Consider the following 15,802-nt stretch of genomic DNA (forward strand, 5'->3'; position numbering starts at 1 on the left):
GGCGCCGCGGCGCCGGCCTCGCGGGCGCCGCGGTGGGCGTCGTCGCCGCCGGAGCGGCGGTCGGTGTCGCCGTGGAGCGGCTGACCGTCGGCCGCGGCATGCGCCGCAAGGCCCGCCTCGCCCTGGACGCGGCGGGCCCGTACGGGACGCTGCGCGGCACGCCCGGCACCGCCGTCGCCGAGGACGGCACCGTCCTCCACTACGAGGTGGACGAGCCCGACCCCGAGGGCGCCGGTGCCCGCCGCGGCCGCCTCTTCGGCCGCCGTCCCGCACCCGCCGTCACGGTCGTCTTCAGCCACGGCTACTGCCTGAGCCAGGACTCCTGGCACTTCCAGCGCGCCGCCCTGCGCGGCGTCGTGCGCACCGTCTACTGGGACCAGCGCAGCCACGGCCGCTCCGCCCGCGCCGAGGGCGGCGAGCCGGTCAGCATCGACCTGCTCGGCCGCGATCTGAAGGCCGTCATCGACGCCGCCGCCCCCGAGGGGCCGCTGGTGCTGGTGGGGCACTCGATGGGCGGGATGACCACCATGGCCCTGGCCGCCCAGTACCCGGAGCTGATCGCCGAGCGGGTCGTCGGCGCGGCCTTCGTCGGCACCTCCTCGGGCAAGCTCTCCGAGGTCACCTACGGGCTCCCGGCCGCCGGCATGAACCTGGTGCGCCGGACGGTCCTGCCCGGAGCGTTCAAGCTGATGGCGGCGCAGACGGAGCTGGTGGAGAGGGGCCGGCGGGCGACCGCGGACCTCCTCGCGGGGATCATCAAGCGCTATTCGTTCGGGTCGAGGGACGTCGACCCGGCGGTCGCGCGCTTCGCCGAGCGCCTCATCGAGGCGACGCCCGTGGACGTGGTCGCCGCGTTCTACCCGGCGTTCGACGAGCACGACAAGGTGGCGGCCCTGGAGGCGTTCGGCCACCTCCCGGTGCTGGTCCTCGCGGGCGAGAAGGACCTGATCACCCCGAGCGGCCACAGCGAGGTCATCGCGGCCGCGCTGCCGGACGCCGAGCTGGTCGTGGTGGAGGGCGCCGGGCACCTGGTGATGCTGGAGCAGCCGGCCACCGTCTCCTCGCACCTGACCGCGCTGCTGACGGCGGCCGGCGCGAGCGGGGTCCCGCAGGGCCGCGCGGCCGGAGCACAGCCGGGCGGCTGAGGCGCGGACAGCCGGAACGCAACCGGTGGCTGAGGCCCGTACGGCCGCCCCGGCCCCGTACCATCGGCGAATATGAACGTCCCGCACGAGACCTCCGCCGCCCCCGCCGCGCAGCTCACCGTGAAGTCCGCCGAGGACATGCGCGAAGTGGGCCGCAGGCTGGCGACGCTGCTGCGCCCCGGTGACCTGGTGCTGCTCTCCGGCGAGCTGGGCGCCGGCAAGACGACCATGACCCGCGGCCTGGGCGAGGGCCTCGGCGTCCGCGGCGCCGTGACCTCCCCGACCTTCGTCATCGCGCGCGTGCACCCGCCGCTCGGCGACGGCCCCGCCCTGGTCCACGTCGACGCCTACCGGCTCTCGGGCGGGCTGGACGAGATGGAGGACCTGGACCTCGACGTCTCGCTGCCGGAATCCGTGATCGTCGTGGAGTGGGGCGACGGCAAGGTCGAGGACCTGTCCGAGGACCGCCTGCGGGTCGTCATCGAGCGCGCCGTGGGCGCGGACGCCCCGGTCGACGACGCCGACGACGTGCGCACCGTGACGGTGACGGGCGTGGGCGAGCGCTGGGCGTCGGCGGACTTCGCAGCCCTGGGCTGAGCGACGGGGCGCTGGGCGACGGGGCGCGGGGCAGGGCCGGCGCGCACTGGTGCGGCCCTTCGACGAACGTTCCGACAGTCCGTCGGGAAGATGTTGCGCGCGGCGCGGCCGACGTGGTCACATGGAGAGGCGGAGGGTTGGTTAGGTGTGCCTAACTCACCCCTGACCTGACGCGCTCCGCCCGGCCCCAGCTGCCCCAGGAGGCACTCATGTCGGCCCACGAGCCCGCTGCCGCCTCGGCGGACCGCTCCGAGCCCGAGGAGCGCCGCCGCCCCCTGTCGATGCGCGATCTGCTCGCCGCCTGCGCCGCGGCCGACGCCGTCTCCACCCCGCCGAAGGCACCCGGGGCCGCCACGCCGGACCCCGACGAGCCGCAGGAGCAGGGAGCGCGGGGAGCGCAGGGGGAGACCCCGGGCCCGGAGCGCGACGCCGCGTAGGCGTGAGGCGTCCGGCGCGGAGTCACCCGGGGCCGGGGAACAGGCCCCTTACGGGACGACGGCCTACGGGACGACGACCACCTTCGTGTTGTTCACGGCGAACTCCCACATCGCCCGTCCGTCCGCGGGCTGCTCGCGGATGCCACCGGTCTTCTTCGCCGGGTCCGGCTTCGGCGACGAGCCGTCGACGGCCGCGCTGAAGCCGAAGACGATCCCGGCCGCGTCCCTGTGGAAGCGCACCACGTGCTCGATCGGAATGCCGTCCGAGCCGGTGACCTGCGGGTCGCGCGAGGTGACCTTGTAGGTCCCGGGCGGCGGGCTGACGGTGCTGGGCGCCACCTCGTACGTGCGGGTGGCCTTGCCGTCGGAGCCGACGAGCCACACCCGCTTCTTGCCGAGTGCGTAGACGACCCGCAGGCCCGTGCCCGAGCCCTCGGGGATCGCGTTGGCCGCCTGGGCCTGCGCCTGGTCGTCGGAGGCCGTGCCCTTGTCCGAGCTGCCCTCGCCCTTCGCCTTGCCGGACCCCTGGCCCGTGGCGTGCGCGCTCGCGGGACGGTCGGGCGCGGCCTCGGCCTGCACGGCCAGGAAACCGACTCCGGCCAGGGCCGCCGCGGTGAGCGCGGCCACGAAGATCCCTGAGCTGCTGCGTGCCACGGTGCGCACCTTTCGTCCTGCGTTCGGGTCGCCCCGATGTGCCGCCACGTACTGCCTGCACGCCCCGTCGGCACAGTGCTCGTACGACTATGCGGCTGACCGTAGCACCCGCTCAGGGGCCCCGCCGCGCGCCCGCGGGGCCGGTGCGCGCACCGGACGCCCCACGGCGCGCCGTAGGCTTGTTCCGTGCTGCTGCTCGCTCTGGATACCGCCACCCCCGCCGTCACCGTCGCCCTCCACGACGGCGAGTCCGTCGTCGCCGAGTCGAACCAGGTGGACGCCCGCCGGCACGGGGAGCTGCTGCTGCCCTCCGTCGACCGGGTCCTGGCCGAGGCGGGCCGCAAACTGGACGCCGTGACCGGCATCGTCGTGGGCGTCGGCCCCGGCCCGTACACCGGCCTGCGCGTCGGCATCGTCACGGCCGCGACCTTCGCCTCCGTGCTGGACGTTCCCGTCCACAGCCTGTGCACGCTGGACGGCATCGCCTACGCGGCCGGCCTGGCGGGGCTGGAGGGGGAGTTCGTCGTGGCCACGGACGCCCGCCGCAAGGAGGTCTACTGGGCCAGGTACGCGGACGCCCGCATCCGCGTCACCGAGCCGGCCGTGGACCGTCCGGCCGAGCTCGCCGAGCGGGTCGCCGGCCTCACGGCCGTCGGCGCGGGCGCCGTGCTCTACCCGGACGCCTTCACCGACGTACGGGCCGACCTGCCGCAGCACCAGTCGGCGGGCGCGCTGGCCGCGCTGGCCGCGGAGAAGCTGCGCACGGGCGGGGAGTTCCTGCCGGGCCAGCCGCTGTACCTGCGCCGCCCCGACGCCCAGGTGCCGGCCAACTACAAGGTGGTCACCCCCCAGTGACCGGGACCGCCGCAGCCGTGGGCATCCGGGAGATGCGCTGGTGGGACATCGGCCCGGTGCTGGAGCTCGAACGCGAGCTCTTCCCGGACGACGCGTGGTCCAAGGGTCTCTTCTGGTCCGAGCTGGCCCACGCGCGCGGGGCGAACGCCAACCGCCGCTACGTCGTGGCCGAGACGGCCGGGAACGCTCCCGGTGACGCCGGGGAGACGGCGGCCAAGCGGATCGTCGGCTACGCCGGGCTCGCCGCGATCGACGGCACCGGCGACGTGCAGACGATCGCCGTGGCCAAGGAACACTGGAGCACCGGCCTGGGCGCCCGCCTCCTGGCCGAACTGCTGACGACCGCGACCGCCTTCGAGTGCCACGAGGTGCTGCTCGAAGTGCGCGTCGACAACACCCGCGCCCAGCGCCTGTACGAACGCTTCGGCTTCGAGCCCGTGGGCGTGCGCCGCGGCTACTACCAGCCCGGCAACGTCGACGCGCTCGTCATGCGCCTGTCCGATCCCATCACCGCAGTGCAAGGAATGCCCCATGGCTCGCAGGACTGACGAACCCCTCGTCCTCGGCATCGAGACCTCGTGCGACGAGACCGGCGTCGGCATCGTCCGCGGTCACACGCTGCTCGCGGACGCGGTCGCCTCCAGCGTCGACGAGCACGCCCGCTTCGGCGGCGTCGTCCCCGAGGTCGCCAGCCGGGCGCACCTGGAGGCCATGGTCCCGACGATCCAGCGCGCCCTGAAGGAGGCGGGGGTGAGCGCGAAGGACCTGGACGGCATCGCGGTCACCGCGGGCCCGGGCCTCGCGGGCGCCCTCCTCGTGGGCGTCTCGGCGGCCAAGGCGTACGCGTACGCGCTGGGCAAGCCGCTCTACGGCGTCAACCACCTCGCCTCGCACATCTGCGTCGACCAGCTCGAACACGGTGCGCTGCCCGAGCCGACCATGGCGCTGCTGGTGTCCGGCGGCCACTCCTCGCTGCTCCTCGCGCCGGACATCACCGCGGACGTCCGCCCGCTCGGCTCGACGATCGACGACGCGGCGGGCGAGGCGTTCGACAAGATCGCCCGCGTACTGAACCTCGGCTTCCCCGGCGGCCCGGTCATCGACCGCTACGCCCGCGAGGGCGACCCGGACGCCATCCGCTTCCCGCGCGGCCTGACGGGCCCGCGCGACCCGATATACGACTTCTCCTTCTCCGGCCTCAAGACGGCGGTCGCCCGCTGGATCGAGGCCAAGCGGGCGGCGGGCGAGAACGTCCCGGTGGCGGACGTGGCGGCGTCGTTCCAGGAGGCGGTCGTGGACGTGCTGACGCGGAAGGCGGTGCGCGCCTGCAAGGACCACGGCGTGGACCACCTGATGATCGGCGGCGGCGTGGCGGCCAACACCCGCCTGCGCGCGATGGCCGAACGCCGCTGCGAGGACGCGGGCATCACGCTGCGCGTACCGCGCCCGAAGCTGTGCACGGACAACGGCGCGATGGTGGCGGCACTGGGCGCGGAAATGGTGGCCCGGGGCCGCGCGGCATCGTCGTGGGACCTGTCGGCGGACTCGTCACTGCCGGTGACGGAGTCGCACGTGCCGGGGCATGACCATGGGGACGACCACGGCCACGGTCACGGTCATGGCCATGGGCACGACCACGATCACTTCCACGAGCTGAGCAAGGACAACCTGTACTCGTAGGCGGACGGTCATCCGATCAGGTGGTCGGGTGACCGTTTGGTCTGGGCTCGGTGAGCGAGCGGACCAGGATCCCGCCCATGGGAGAACCTGAGGCCGCTACGCAGCCACGCATGAAGATGGCCGAGTTGCGGCAAGCCGTCACGGAGGCCATGCCGGATTCGCTGGACGCCTATTACGAGGAACTGGCTGAGGCCGCGGACGAGATGATCCGGCTCAGGGACGTCGGACCTGTGGACCGCTTTGTCGCGACCTGGCGAGCCAAGGTGATGGAGCAGGAAGCTCAGGGGAGCAGCGCGGAGGTGTCCAGTGGTGGGTAGGGGTCGGGAAGCGGCAGCTTCTCGCCCGGCGTGGCGGTCGAGGTCGTGCGGTAGAAGCTCTTCTTCGGCTCGTCTTGGTTGGCAACCGGGTTTGTGTGGACGTAGACCCGGTTCTCCTCACGGTTGACGAGGACGTAGACGGGGACCTCCGCGGCCGCGTAACTGCGGTATTTGGGTCCGGTGTCCGTCTCGTGGTTGCTGGACGTCACCTCACCTACGAGGGCGAGTAGATCCATGGGGTACCAGCCCTTGTGGACCTTTCGGTATGCCTCGTCGAGTTCGGTGGGCTTACGGCGCAGAACATAGAAGTCAGGGATGGCAAGGGAGCGCGTCTCGTCCTTGCCATCCGTGTCCACGCCGGTGCGGAACCCCATCCCCATGCCGGCCAGTCGGACCCCAGCGGAGCGCAACTGGAACGCAAGGTCGAAGATTACGTCGCCGTGCTCGAAGTCCGGCTGCGGTGGCACGACCACCATCCCCTCGAAGTACTCGGGCCGAATCGGCGTCTCTGACGCCTCTTCGAACGCGATCAGTAGATCGATGGGGTCCTGCTCGTGCGGCTTGTTCACCGGCTCGGTGATGGGATCGGCGGCCATTGCTGTCCTCCCTTGTCGCTCATGCCAGGCTACGCCTGGGCTGGATGCCCCAGCGGCATCGTCGAGGACACGGCCGATACGTATGTGTGATCAGCGGGTAGTTCACCCGTTTGGGTGCGGGGCCCGATATGCGAACTGTGACGCCTGAGCGTTCCCTGACGGCTACCTTGCGTAGTAGTGATGGGAAGGGGTGGCTTATGGGGGAAGAGTCTCAACCGCCGATCGGCTGGCGCTACTGCGGGGATCAGCTGAAGCTGTGGCGGCAGCGGGCGGGGGTCTCGCGGGAGAAGCTGGCCGAGGAGGCCGGGTACGGCTACGAGACCATCAAGTCGATGGAACAGGGGCGGCGCCGGCCGAGCCTGCGCGTGCTGCAGGTCGCGGACCAGATGTGCGGGGCGGGCGGGCTGCTGGAGGCGGCGCACAAGTACTTGCAGCCGGAGCGCTTCGTTTCGTACGCCCAGGACTTCATGCGGCAGGAAGCCGAGGCGATCGCAGTCAGCTCGTATCAACCTCTGCTGATTCCCGGCCTGCTGCAGACCGAAGAAACCATGCAGGTGCTCTTCACGGGCCACTGGCCGCCGAGGGATGGCGAAGAGACCGAAGCGTTGGTGGCTGCCAGGCTCGGGCGTCAGGTGATGCTGGATAAGCAGACCAAAGTGTTCAACTTCGTGATCGGAGAGGTCGCGCTGCGTGAGCCCCTTGCAGACAGGGCATCACACAAGCGGCAGTTGCTGCACCTGGGGGAGCAGAGCGCGCGACGGAATGTGGCGCTGCAGGTCATGCCCTCCGGGAGTGGGGTGCATCCGGGGCTCGACGGGTCGTTCGTCCTGCTGGAAATGCCCGATCACGACCGCCTCGTCTACGAGGAAGGACAGCAGTCGGGAGTGCTCTACGGCGACCCCGACAAGGTCCACGTCGTGGCTCAGCGCTATGTCATGATCGCCCAACGGGCGCTCAGCCCGGGGGAGTCCGTGCGCTTCATCGGAAAGTTGGCGGAGGAGTTGTGAGCACCGACTGGATACGGTCCAGCCATAGCGGAGGCGCGGGAGGGGATTGCGTCGAGGTGCGCTCCGGGCCTCGGGAGATACGGGTGCGGGACTCGAAGCGAATAACCGGGCCGGAGCTGGCCTTTCCGGCGTCGGCCTGGGCGACGTTCGTCGCCGCTCTCGGCGGTGGGGGCTGAGCGCAAGGCTCCGGAGTGATGCTGCGCCGCTGCGCGGCTTGGGGCGCGGAGGGGCCAGGGGCTCCGCCCCGGGAGGCCGTCCGCTGGCGCGGACTTGAGAGCGAGCCCGGACCGGGCACGGCGCCCGCGCATCGGGGAGCGCTGCAATGCGGGGCGTGCCCGGCAAGGCCGCGCAGCGGGCGGGTTCAAGGGGCGGAGCCCCGGGGCTCTCCCTGCCCCAAGCCGCGCAGCGGCGCAGAGACGCTTCGTGCCTGCGCAGCGCAGCGGAGGGTCGGTTCGCTGGTCATTCCTCGGCCCTGGCGAGGGTGCCCGCGACGAGGGTTGTCAGCATCTCCTCCAGGGCGTTGGTGAAGTCCATGCGCAGGGCTGCGAGTGAGGGATCGGCTGCGTAGGCGGCGAGCATGGCGGCGGACGGCCGGGCATGGGTCCATACCGCGCCGCTCACCATGATGGCCTGGGCGCAGAGCTGATCGGCGTGGCCGCCGAGTTCGGGGAGGTGTCGGCGGGCGAGCGCGGCCAGAGCGGCGACGTTGTCGAGGGCCGCTCGTTTGTAGCGGGCGGCCACGTCCGCGGAGACGTTGTGCTCCAGGACGCCCGCCTGGGCGCTCAGCAGGTCGCACAGCACCCGGTGCTGCGCGAGGGAGCGTGCCAGGACGGCGGCGAACTCCCGACCGCGCTGGATCGTCGGGGCGCCGGGGGTGACCGAGGCGGCGAGCTGTTCGGGAAGGGCGGCGGTCCACTGCCGCCAGTCGCGGTCCAGCAGTTCCAGCAGGACGGCTTCGCGTGACTCGAAGTAGCGCAGCACGTTGGACTTCGCCAGGCCCACGCGCCGGCTCAGTTCGTTCAGGCTCACTGCGCCCACGGACATCTCGTCGAGCATCGCCGCCGCGGTGTCGAGGATCGCCCGCCGCCGGATCTCGCGCTGTTCCTCGCTGCGCGCTCGCTGGAAGGTCGCCATGCGCCCATGTTACAGACTGCCGGTCTTTTGACATTAGACCGCCGGTCTCTTAGTTTGGAGCGCAAGAGACCGGCGGTCTCTCAAGCGGGCCCGCCGGCCGTGCCCACCTGTATGGGGAAGAGGTCCACCGTCATGAGCGTTGCCCGCGTCGCCCTGGTCACCGGAGCCACCACCGGCATTGGCAAGGAGGCCGGCCTGGCCCTGGCCCGCGCCGGCCACGCCGTCGTCGTCTCCGGGCGCCGCAAGGAAGCGGGCGAAGCCGTCGCCCGCGAGATCCGCGACAACGGCGGGGAAGCCGCCTTCATCGCCGCCGACGTCGACTCCGAAGACTCCGTGGCCGCCCTGGTCGTGGCCACCGTCGAGCGCTTCGGCCGGCTCGATGTCGCGGTCAACAACGCCGGGATCTCCCTCGACACCGGCCGCCTGGCCGACGAGCCCACCAGCCGTTTCCAGCAGATGCTCACCACGAACGTGCTCGGCGTCTTCTGGGGCATGAAGTACCAGATCCGGCAGATGCTGGCCCAGGACGCCCCGGGCGGCTCCATCGTCAACCTGGCCTCGATCGCGGGCCTGGGCGGCATGCGCTACGCGGCCAACTACTCCGCCACCAAGCACGCCGTGGTCGGCCTGACCAAGTCCGCCGCGCTGGAGTACGCCACCGACGGCATCCGCATCAACGGGGTCGCCCCCGCCGCTGTCAAGACCGACATCCTCAGTACCGCCATCGAGGCCGGCACGTGGGACGAGGCCGCCATCGCCGCCCTCCAGCCGGTCAACCGGATGGGCCGCCCCGCCGAGGTCGCCGAAGCCATCACCTGGCTCGCGTCACCGGCCGCGTCCTTCGTCACGGGAACCATCCTCAACGTCGACGGCGGCTACAAGGCCCAGTAAGGGTCGGGGAATCGTCGCCGCTGTCGCCGGTGGGGGTTGAGCGCCGTGCCGATGGCGGCAGCTCTCGGCCTCTTGACCTCAAGTTTGATTGAGTTCCTATCTTCGTGGCCATCGGCGCAGAAATCGATCAAGGAGGAACTTCCCATGGCCGCGACCACCGTTCCCGAGAACTACCGCAACGCCGTGATCGCCCACATCATGCTGGAGAGAGCCGCCTGTGCGATCAGCTTCTACGTCCAGGCTTTCCGCGCCGAAGAGCTGTTCCGCCTCGATGGCCCGGACGGGCGCATCCTGCACGCGGAGATCAGCATTCAGGGGTCCACCATCATGCTCGGAGACGCCGAAGGGCCCCACTTCGGCGCGCCGACCGCCATCGGCGGTACCACCGTCGGTCTGCACGTCTACGTCGATGACGTCGATGCTCTCGTGCGGCAGGCCGTCGCGGCCGGCGCGGACCTGCTGCAGCCGCCGACCGACCAGTTCCACGGCGACCGCACCGCCATACTGCGCGACCCCTTCGGGCATGTCTGGGTCTTCCTCACGCACCTGGAGGACCTGACGCCGGAGGAGCTCGCCCGCCGTGCCCGGGAGTTTTCCCGCGCCGGGGCTTGAGCTCCGGGCTCCGGGCTCTTTATGCAAGGAATGGGAGGTGGGATTCAACCCCACCCACCCACCCCAATCGCGCGTATACCACGCGGAGTTCACTTTGCGTGATCCGCTTGCGACGAACAGTGGTGACCCTCTAGCGTCCGGAACAAGCAAACGACCCCGGTCGGTGTAAGCAGCACCAGGCCGGGGTCTCACCATCAAGATCGAAAAGGGCCTCGATCTCATGGCTGACGCCAACCCTAGCGCCGTCGCGCGCCCCCCGCACGCCTACCCGATGGCCAAGCCCGGCTATGGCAAGAAGTCGGTGCCGGACCAAACCCCGCGTACCGCCACGGACTTCGCGCACCTGCCGCCCCGCGAGGCGCAGGTCGCCGCGTTCGTCGACCGCCTGCCCGAGGGTGCGGCCATGGATGCAAAGTCGCTGGCCGCGCAGCTGCCCGCCTACGGCCAGGCCGCCTGCCGTACCGCCCTGCGGCGGCTGTCGGAGGCCGGGCACCTCCGTCGGGTGAAAGAGCACCTCAAGGGTGACGACGGGGCCTATCACTGGGTGACGCGCTCGTACTTCTCGCGCACCGCGCGGGACGACGCCTGGTGGACGGCCGTCCTCACGGGCGAGGTCCCCGAGCAGCCCTCCGGGCCCGCGCCCCGCTCGCGGGCGTACGCGGCGCTCGCCGCCGCCGGGCGCACGGACCCGCGCATGACGCTGTCGCACGCCGACTGCGTCGCCCTCGAACCGCTGGCAGCGGCATGGCTGGAGCGCGGGACGAGCGAGACGCACGTCGTGCGGGAGCTCACGACCGGGTTGCCGTCGCAGGTGCATCACGCTGCCGCGCTGGCCCGTCGTCGACTCATCGACAAGCTGCCGCCGGAGCGCCTGCCGGAAGCGCGGGAGGCACGGGAGGTGCCCACGGCTCTGCGGCTGCTGGAGTGCACCGTCTGTGCCGTCCCCGGCCGCCCGGAGGCGTTGCCCGGCGGCCTCTGCCGCGACTGCCGGGGCGAACCGCAGCCGCCCCTCCCGGCCGCCCTCACGCCGGAGGAGGTGCACGCGAGGGCAGCCCTCCTGCGAGCGATCAACCGCGAACCCGAAAGGAATCACGCATGACTGCCGTACATGACGCACCGCCCGATGCCGGGGCACGATGGGGGCAAGGAGGCGACGTCATGACCCACAGCACCGCCGATCGGCCCCTGCTCCCCGTCGAAGAGTTCGAGGAGTTGGCCCGCAGGTCGCCCAAGACCGTGCGGCTGGAGTTCATCAACGGAAAGATCGAGGTCAAGCCGGTGCCGGATGGGGCTCACTACGACATCGTCAGGTGGCTTCAGAAGCTGTGCCTGCAGCACGTCCCTGATCTGTGGCTGTACCCCGAGCGACATGTGAAGGTGGAGAAATACCGCAACGGCCGTGCCATCCCTGACGCCATCCTGCTCCCCGACGAATGTCTCAACGGTGAGGGCGGGTGGTCCGACCCCGAGGGAGTCCTCATGGTCGTCGAAGCCACCTCGCACGACAGCGACACGAACCGCCGCGACCGCATCGAGAAACGCGACGGCTATGCGGCAGCAGACATCCCCATCTACCTCCTCATCGACCGCGAAAACTGCACAGTCACCGTCCACTGTGAACCGAAGGACGGCAGCTACCGCAGCCTGACGACACGGCCGTACGGCACGCCGGTCGAGCTCCCCGCCCCGGTCGGGTTCACGCTGGAGACAGAGAAGCTCAAAAAGTTCGCGCGATAGGCAACCGGGAGCGTTCCATGACCACACCGCGGGACTTGTTGATCACCGTCATGGACGAGCTGCCCGGCGATCCCGCCGAGCGGGGCGAGGTGTCCCTGGGGCTGGCGGGTGCCGAGCTGATCGATCTGCTGGCTTCCGGGGCCGCCACGCTGGGCGGTGACGACGGCGACCGGATCGTGCCCGGCCCGTCGGCGGACATGGACGATCAACTGCTGCAACAGGCCGCGGCCTCGCTCGTGCCGGAGGCGCCGTACGAGTCGGTCGGCGACTGGCTGTGGCGCCGGGGCCGGGACCTGGCCTCGGCCTACGTGGCCGCCCTGGAGGCGGACGGGCACGTCAGGCGGCAGCGTCGCAGCTGGACCTTCCGGCCCGGCCGGCCGGTGCTGACCGATTCGCTCGACCACCGCCTGGCGGGTGACCGGCGGCGGTCGGACGAGCCCGTCCTCGCCGCGCTCGTCACGGCCGTAGGGATCCGCGACGAGGAGGACGAAGGGGACGCCCCGGGCGTGGCCGACGACGCCGTGGACACCGTGCTCGCCGCCGTCAACGGCGCGGTGGTGGAACTGGAAGCCCTGCGGCAGCGGCGGGCCATCGAGCAGTCGGCCTTCGACAACATCTGGCGAGGCGACTGACCTTCCGTCCGGCCCAGCCGGACCGGCGGCGCAACCGGTGCCCCCGTCCACGATCACGACGGCACCCGCCGGTCACTGCAGCCCCCGGCTAGCCCCGCGTCACCGGCTGCCCCAGCAGCATCGTCGGCGCGCCCGCCACGCGCGTCAGCACGATGACGCAGGAGTTCGGGCCGCTCAGCTTGAGCTTCTTGCGCAGGTCCTCCGGCTCCACCGCCGAACCCCGCTTCTTGATGACGGCAACGCCGATCCCGCGCTCCCGCACGACCGCCTTCAACCGCTTCAGGTTGAACGGCAGCACGTCCGTGATCTCGTACGCCGACGCGTACGGCGTCTCGCGCAGCTCGTCGCTCGTGACGTACGCGATCGTCTCGTCGATCAGACCGCCGTCGCCGAGTCCGGCCGCGACGTCGGCCACCAGGTGCGCGCGGATGACCGCGCCGTCCGGCTCGTACAGGTAGCGCCCCACCGGCCGTACGGCCGGGTCCGGCAGCCCCTGTCCGGCCAGCGACGCGCCGCCCGGCAGCAGCGTCGCGCGGCGGGCGCCCGGCTCCGTGCCGAACCACAGCACGGCCTCCTTCACGTCGCCGCCGTCCGAGATCCACTCCGCCTCGGCGTCGTCGGGGATCGCCTCGTGCGGGACGCCCGGTGCGATCTTCAGGGCCGCGCGCGGGGCCCGGCGGGCCGCCTCGATCGCCCAGGACAGGGGCGGGGAGTACGCCTCCGGGTCGAAGATCCGGCCGCGGCCGCCGCGCCGGGCCGGGTCGACGAACACGGCGTCGTACGTCGACGTGTCGACTTCCGCGACGTCGGCGCAGCGCACCTCGATGAGGTCGGACAGGCCCAGGGCTTCGGCGTTGGCGCGGGCGACTGCGCAGGTCAGGGGGTCGCGGTCCACGGCGAGGACGGCGATTCCGGCCCGGGCGAGGGCGATCGCGTCGCCGCCGTTACCGCAGCACAGGTCGGCGAGGCGGCGCACGCCGAGCGCCTCGAAGCGCCGGGCGCGGTGGAGCGCGACGGATGCGCGCGTGGCCTGCTCCACGCCGTGGGGCGTGAAGAACATCCGGTACGCGTCCTCCGCCCCGAACTTCGCCACCGCGCGCTGCCGCAGCCGTGCCTGCCCGAGCGCCGCCGACACCAGCTCGGCGGGGTGCTCACGGCGCAGCCGGGTGGCCGTTGCGAGCTCCTGGGAGGGGTCGTAGTCGCGCAGGCCGTCGAGGAGGGTGCGGCCCTCGTCGGTGAGCAGGGCCACGAAGGCGGCAGTGGCGTCGGTCGCGTCGGTGGCGGGATTCGGTGCGGGCACGTGTCTCATTCTCTCTTGCGGGCCGGTGCCCCACGCGGTGGACTGCCGGGGTGACGACCACCGAGAACCGCATCCTCTACCTGGTCTGCTGCGCCGCCGTGCCCGCCGTCCGGGTCGCCGACGGAGTCCGCGCCGCCCAGGACCGCGGCTGGGACGTGTGCCTGATCCTCACGCCCTCCGCGCACCGCTGGCTGGAAGCGGACCTGCCCGCCCTGCGCGCGCTGACCGGCCACCCCGTGCGCCACCAGTACAAGCTCCCCGGCGAGCCCGACGTCCTGCCGCCGCCCGACGCGATCCTCGTCGCGCCCGCCACCTTCAACACGGTCAACAAGTGGGCGGCCGGCATCTCCGACACCCTCGCCCTCGGCCTGATCAACGAGGCCATCGGCCTGGGCCTGCCCGTCGTCGCCCTGCCCCGGATGGGCGCAGCCCAGGCGGCACACCCCGCCTTCCCCCGGAGCGTGGAGTTCCTGCGGGCGGCCGGGGTGACCGTGCTGCTCGACGAGGCGGGCAACGAGGACCCGGCCGACGGCGGGGAGGCGTACCCCTGGGCGAAGGGCGTCGCGGCGCTTCCGGCCGTCGGCTGAGCCCACCGGAGCAGCGCGCCGGAGCCGCGGGCCGAGGCAGAGGCCCCCGCGCGCAGTTCGAACGCATGCACAACAATCGTTCGCGTGAGCCTGCCCGTTTCCGGCCGCCGCCGTGTGCGCGTCGCCGCCCTCGCCTCCGCCGCCGTCCTCCTGGCCGGTGTCCTCGCCGGCTGTTCCGGTTCCTCCGGGGGCGGCAAGAAGGAACCCCGCGCGGGCGGAGCGTCCGCCGCCTCGGCGTCCGCCGTGCCGCCCGTGTCCGCCGACGCGTACCGCCGCTGGGGCCTGGAGCGGCCGCTGGCCGCGCCGCCCGCCCCGCCGGCGAAGAAGCTCACCGACGGGGCGACGGGCGGCGGCGTCCCGCAGGTCGTCCGCCGGATACCCACCCAGGACAAGGTCGTCTTCGTGACCTTCGACGACGGGGCCGAGAAGGACCCCGAGTTCCTGAAGATGGCCCAGGACCTGAAGCTGCCGTTCACGATGTTCCTGACGGACAGCATCTCCCGCGCGGGCAGCGGCTACGACTACTTCGACCGGCTCCGGGCCCTCGGTAACGGCATCGACAACCACACCCTCACCCACCCCAACCTGCGCACCCTCTCCGCCGAGGCGCAGAAGCGCGAGATATGCGGGCAGCAGGAGGCCCTGGAGAAGCGTTTCGGCACGCGGCCGGCGCTCTTCCGGCCCCCGTACGGCAACTACAACGACGCCACCCTCGCCGCGGCCGGCGGCTGCGGCGTGCGCGCGGTCGTGCTGTGGGAGGTGACGATGCAGATCAACGACATGCGGTACGCGCAGAGCGACAAGCTGCGCCCCGGCGACATCGTCCTGGCGCACTTCCGCGGCCCGCAGGAGCTCAAGGGCACCTCCATGACCCGCATGGTCACCAACATGCTGCGCAGCATCCAGCGGCAGGGCTACACGGTGGCGCGGCTGGAGGACTACCTCTAAGGACGCGCCGACCCGGGCGATCAGGGCCTGCCCCCGGGCGATCAGGACGCGTCCCGGACGATCGGCGCCGCTCCGGCCGGCGCCGGGGGAGTGCGCCGGGTCCCGGCTGGGTAGAGCACCTTCCGGCCGTCCGCCGCCCCCCGGCGGGGCCCGGTGATCGCCAGGCTCGCCGCACGGCGAATTGGCACTCCGCTTGACCGAGTGCTAACCGCGTCATAGTCTCGGCTCCGTTGGCACTCTCCACCGGTGAGTGCCAAACGCAGCGACGGGCAGATTCGGCACCCGCGACGACGGATCCACCTGGTCGCCACCTCAGACAGTTAACCCCGTGAGATCTCCGAAGGGGGAGGTCGGATCGTGACGACCGCCAGCTCCAAGGTTGCCATCAAGCCGCTTGAGGACCGCATCGTGGTCCAGCCGCTCGACGCCGAGCAGACCACGGCCTCCGGCCTGGTCATTCCGGACACCGCCAAGGAGAAGCCCCAGGAGGGCGCTGTCCTGGCCGTGGGCCCGGGCCGCTTCGAGAACGGCGAGCGCCTGCCGCTCGACGTGAAGGTCGGCGATGTCGTGCTGTACAGCAAGTACGGCGGCACCGAGGTGAAGTACAACGGCGACGAGTACCTCGTCCTCTCGGCCCGCGACGTCCTCGCGGTCATCGAGAAGTAATTCACCC

At 71.8% G+C, this 15,802-nt stretch carries 21 protein-coding genes; 17 read left to right on the forward strand and 4 right to left on the reverse strand.

Annotated elements, in window-relative coordinates; all coding sequences use genetic code 11:
* The 3 genes from LE181_RS21345 to LE181_RS21355 all read left to right on the forward strand — a co-directional run.
* Positions 1-1,145, forward strand: a 1,145-nt coding sequence (locus LE181_RS21345; protein WP_225662931.1) for an alpha/beta fold hydrolase, incomplete at its 5' end; no start/stop codon positions are given.
* Between the two features lie 72 nt (positions 1,146-1,217).
* A complete protein-coding gene (gene tsaE, locus LE181_RS21350) occupies positions 1,218-1,742 on the forward strand; it encodes a tRNA (adenosine(37)-N6)-threonylcarbamoyltransferase complex ATPase subunit type 1 TsaE (protein ID WP_225662932.1) in 525 nt (174 codons plus the stop codon).
* A gap of 209 nt (positions 1,743-1,951) precedes the next feature.
* Complete coding sequence (locus tag LE181_RS21355) at positions 1,952-2,179, forward strand: hypothetical protein (protein ID WP_225662933.1); 228 nt, start codon at positions 1,952-1,954, stop codon at positions 2,177-2,179.
* 63 nt (positions 2,180-2,242) lie between these two features.
* On the opposite strand, the gene LE181_RS21360 is transcribed toward LE181_RS21355, so the two are convergent.
* Positions 2,243-2,833, reverse strand: a complete 591-nt coding sequence (locus LE181_RS21360) for a hypothetical protein (RefSeq protein ID WP_225662934.1) — start codon at positions 2,831-2,833, stop codon at positions 2,243-2,245.
* Positions 2,834-3,019: 186 nt separating this feature from the next.
* On the opposite strand from LE181_RS21360, the gene tsaB reads away from it, so the two are divergent.
* From tsaB to LE181_RS21380, 4 genes are all read left to right on the forward strand, one after another.
* A complete protein-coding gene (gene tsaB, locus LE181_RS21365) occupies positions 3,020-3,688 on the forward strand; it encodes a tRNA (adenosine(37)-N6)-threonylcarbamoyltransferase complex dimerization subunit type 1 TsaB (RefSeq protein ID WP_225662935.1) in 669 nt (222 codons plus the stop codon).
* Positions 3,689-3,720: 32 nt separating this feature from the next.
* On the forward strand, positions 3,721-4,236 hold the full coding sequence (gene rimI / locus LE181_RS21370) for a ribosomal protein S18-alanine N-acetyltransferase (protein ID WP_225662982.1): 516 nt from the start codon (positions 3,721-3,723) through the stop codon (positions 4,234-4,236).
* Positions 4,220-5,368: a tRNA (adenosine(37)-N6)-threonylcarbamoyltransferase complex transferase subunit TsaD gene (gene tsaD / locus LE181_RS21375; protein WP_225662936.1), complete on the forward strand. Its 1,149-nt coding sequence runs from the start codon at positions 4,220-4,222 to the stop codon at positions 5,366-5,368. The genes rimI and tsaD overlap by 17 nt, the downstream gene beginning before the upstream one ends.
* 110 nt (positions 5,369-5,478) lie before the next feature.
* On the forward strand, positions 5,479-5,685 hold the full coding sequence (locus LE181_RS21380) for a hypothetical protein (RefSeq protein ID WP_225662937.1): 207 nt from the start codon (positions 5,479-5,481) through the stop codon (positions 5,683-5,685).
* Here LE181_RS21380 and LE181_RS21385 read toward each other — a convergent pair.
* Positions 5,649-6,281, reverse strand: coding sequence for a Uma2 family endonuclease (locus LE181_RS21385; RefSeq protein WP_225662938.1), 633 nt, complete (start codon positions 6,279-6,281; stop codon positions 5,649-5,651). The two genes, LE181_RS21380 and LE181_RS21385, sit on opposite strands and share 37 nt — an antisense overlap.
* A gap of 197 nt (positions 6,282-6,478) precedes the next feature.
* Here LE181_RS21385 and LE181_RS21390 point away from each other — a divergent pair, with 197 nt between their 5' ends.
* A complete protein-coding gene (locus LE181_RS21390; protein WP_225662939.1) occupies positions 6,479-7,288 on the forward strand; it encodes a helix-turn-helix domain-containing protein in 810 nt (269 codons plus the stop codon).
* Positions 7,285-7,464: a DUF397 domain-containing protein gene (locus LE181_RS21395; protein ID WP_225662940.1), complete on the forward strand. Its 180-nt coding sequence runs from the start codon at positions 7,285-7,287 to the stop codon at positions 7,462-7,464. Before LE181_RS21390 ends, LE181_RS21395 begins: the two co-directional genes overlap by 4 nt.
* 283 nt (positions 7,465-7,747) lie before the next feature.
* Here the strand turns inward: LE181_RS21395 and LE181_RS21400 are convergent, their stop codons facing one another.
* Positions 7,748-8,422: a TetR/AcrR family transcriptional regulator gene (locus tag LE181_RS21400; protein ID WP_225662941.1), complete on the reverse strand. Its 675-nt coding sequence runs from the start codon at positions 8,420-8,422 to the stop codon at positions 7,748-7,750.
* A gap of 132 nt (positions 8,423-8,554) precedes the next feature.
* Between LE181_RS21400 and LE181_RS21405 the strand changes: the two genes are divergently transcribed.
* The 5 genes from LE181_RS21405 (at position 8,555) to LE181_RS21425 (ending at position 12,294) form a co-directional block, all read left to right on the forward strand.
* Positions 8,555-9,313 carry an SDR family NAD(P)-dependent oxidoreductase gene (locus tag LE181_RS21405; RefSeq protein WP_225662942.1) on the forward strand — a complete coding sequence of 253 codons (759 nt, stop codon included), beginning with the start codon at positions 8,555-8,557 and terminating at the stop codon, positions 9,311-9,313.
* A 144-nt stretch (positions 9,314-9,457) separates the two neighbouring features.
* Positions 9,458-9,925, forward strand: a complete 468-nt coding sequence (locus LE181_RS21410) for a VOC family protein (protein WP_225662943.1) — start codon at positions 9,458-9,460, stop codon at positions 9,923-9,925.
* Between the two features lie 220 nt (positions 9,926-10,145).
* Positions 10,146-11,024, forward strand: coding sequence for a hypothetical protein (locus LE181_RS21415; protein WP_225662944.1), 879 nt, complete (start codon positions 10,146-10,148; stop codon positions 11,022-11,024).
* Positions 11,025-11,083: 59 nt separating this feature from the next.
* Positions 11,084-11,662: a Uma2 family endonuclease gene (locus tag LE181_RS21420; RefSeq protein ID WP_225662945.1), complete on the forward strand. Its 579-nt coding sequence runs from the start codon at positions 11,084-11,086 to the stop codon at positions 11,660-11,662.
* A 17-nt stretch (positions 11,663-11,679) separates the two neighbouring features.
* Entirely contained in the window at positions 11,680-12,294 is a 615-nt protein-coding gene (locus LE181_RS21425) for a GOLPH3/VPS74 family protein (RefSeq protein ID WP_225662946.1), read from the forward strand.
* 88 nt (positions 12,295-12,382) lie between these two features.
* Here LE181_RS21425 and LE181_RS21430 read toward each other — a convergent pair whose 3' ends face one another.
* Complete coding sequence (locus tag LE181_RS21430; RefSeq protein WP_225662947.1) at positions 12,383-13,594, reverse strand: class I SAM-dependent methyltransferase; 1,212 nt, start codon at positions 13,592-13,594, stop codon at positions 12,383-12,385.
* Positions 13,595-13,644: 50 nt separating this feature from the next.
* On the opposite strand from LE181_RS21430, the gene LE181_RS21435 reads away from it, so the two are divergent.
* The 3 genes from LE181_RS21435 to groES all read left to right on the forward strand — a co-directional run bounded on the left by LE181_RS21435 (position 13,645) and on the right by groES (position 15,795).
* Positions 13,645-14,181: a flavoprotein gene (locus tag LE181_RS21435; RefSeq protein WP_225662948.1), complete on the forward strand. Its 537-nt coding sequence runs from the start codon at positions 13,645-13,647 to the stop codon at positions 14,179-14,181.
* Positions 14,182-14,265: 84 nt separating this feature from the next.
* Positions 14,266-15,129, forward strand: coding sequence for a polysaccharide deacetylase family protein (locus tag LE181_RS21440; protein WP_225662949.1), 864 nt, complete (start codon positions 14,266-14,268; stop codon positions 15,127-15,129).
* A 357-nt stretch (positions 15,130-15,486) separates the two neighbouring features.
* Positions 15,487-15,795 (forward strand): co-chaperone GroES, encoded by a 309-nt coding sequence (gene groES / locus LE181_RS21445; RefSeq protein ID WP_083105757.1) that lies wholly within the window; start codon positions 15,487-15,489, stop codon positions 15,793-15,795.
* The last annotated feature ends 7 nt before the right edge of the window (positions 15,796-15,802 follow it).

It is taken from the genome of Streptomyces sichuanensis (genome assembly GCF_020328095.1).
GTDB lineage: Bacteria > Actinomycetota > Actinomycetes > Streptomycetales > Streptomycetaceae > Streptomyces > Streptomyces cinnamoneus.

Excerpts from the sequence above, each read along its gene's own strand:
- tsaE (WP_225662932.1), top strand. The coding sequence starts at position 1,218 with ATGAACGTCCCGCACGAGACCTCCGCCGCCCCCGCCGCGCAGCTCACC.
- LE181_RS21355 (WP_225662933.1), top strand. The coding sequence starts at position 1,952 with ATGTCGGCCCACGAGCCCGCTGCCGCCTCGGCGGACCGCTCCGAGCCC.
- rimI (WP_225662982.1), top strand. The coding sequence starts at position 3,721 with ATGCGCTGGTGGGACATCGGCCCGGTGCTGGAGCTCGAACGCGAGCTC.
- tsaD (WP_225662936.1), top strand. The coding sequence starts at position 4,220 with ATGGCTCGCAGGACTGACGAACCCCTCGTCCTCGGCATCGAGACCTCG.
- LE181_RS21380 (WP_225662937.1), top strand. The coding sequence starts at position 5,479 with ATGAAGATGGCCGAGTTGCGGCAAGCCGTCACGGAGGCCATGCCGGAT.
- LE181_RS21385 (WP_225662938.1), bottom strand. The coding sequence starts at position 6,281 with ATGGCCGCCGATCCCATCACCGAGCCGGTGAACAAGCCGCACGAGCAG.
- LE181_RS21390 (WP_225662939.1), top strand. The coding sequence starts at position 6,479 with ATGGGGGAAGAGTCTCAACCGCCGATCGGCTGGCGCTACTGCGGGGAT.
- LE181_RS21400 (WP_225662941.1), bottom strand. The coding sequence starts at position 8,422 with ATGGCGACCTTCCAGCGAGCGCGCAGCGAGGAACAGCGCGAGATCCGG.
- LE181_RS21405 (WP_225662942.1), top strand. The coding sequence starts at position 8,555 with ATGAGCGTTGCCCGCGTCGCCCTGGTCACCGGAGCCACCACCGGCATT.
- LE181_RS21410 (WP_225662943.1), top strand. The coding sequence starts at position 9,458 with ATGGCCGCGACCACCGTTCCCGAGAACTACCGCAACGCCGTGATCGCC.
- LE181_RS21415 (WP_225662944.1), top strand. The coding sequence starts at position 10,146 with ATGGCTGACGCCAACCCTAGCGCCGTCGCGCGCCCCCCGCACGCCTAC.
- LE181_RS21420 (WP_225662945.1), top strand. The coding sequence starts at position 11,084 with ATGACCCACAGCACCGCCGATCGGCCCCTGCTCCCCGTCGAAGAGTTC.
- LE181_RS21425 (WP_225662946.1), top strand. The coding sequence starts at position 11,680 with ATGACCACACCGCGGGACTTGTTGATCACCGTCATGGACGAGCTGCCC.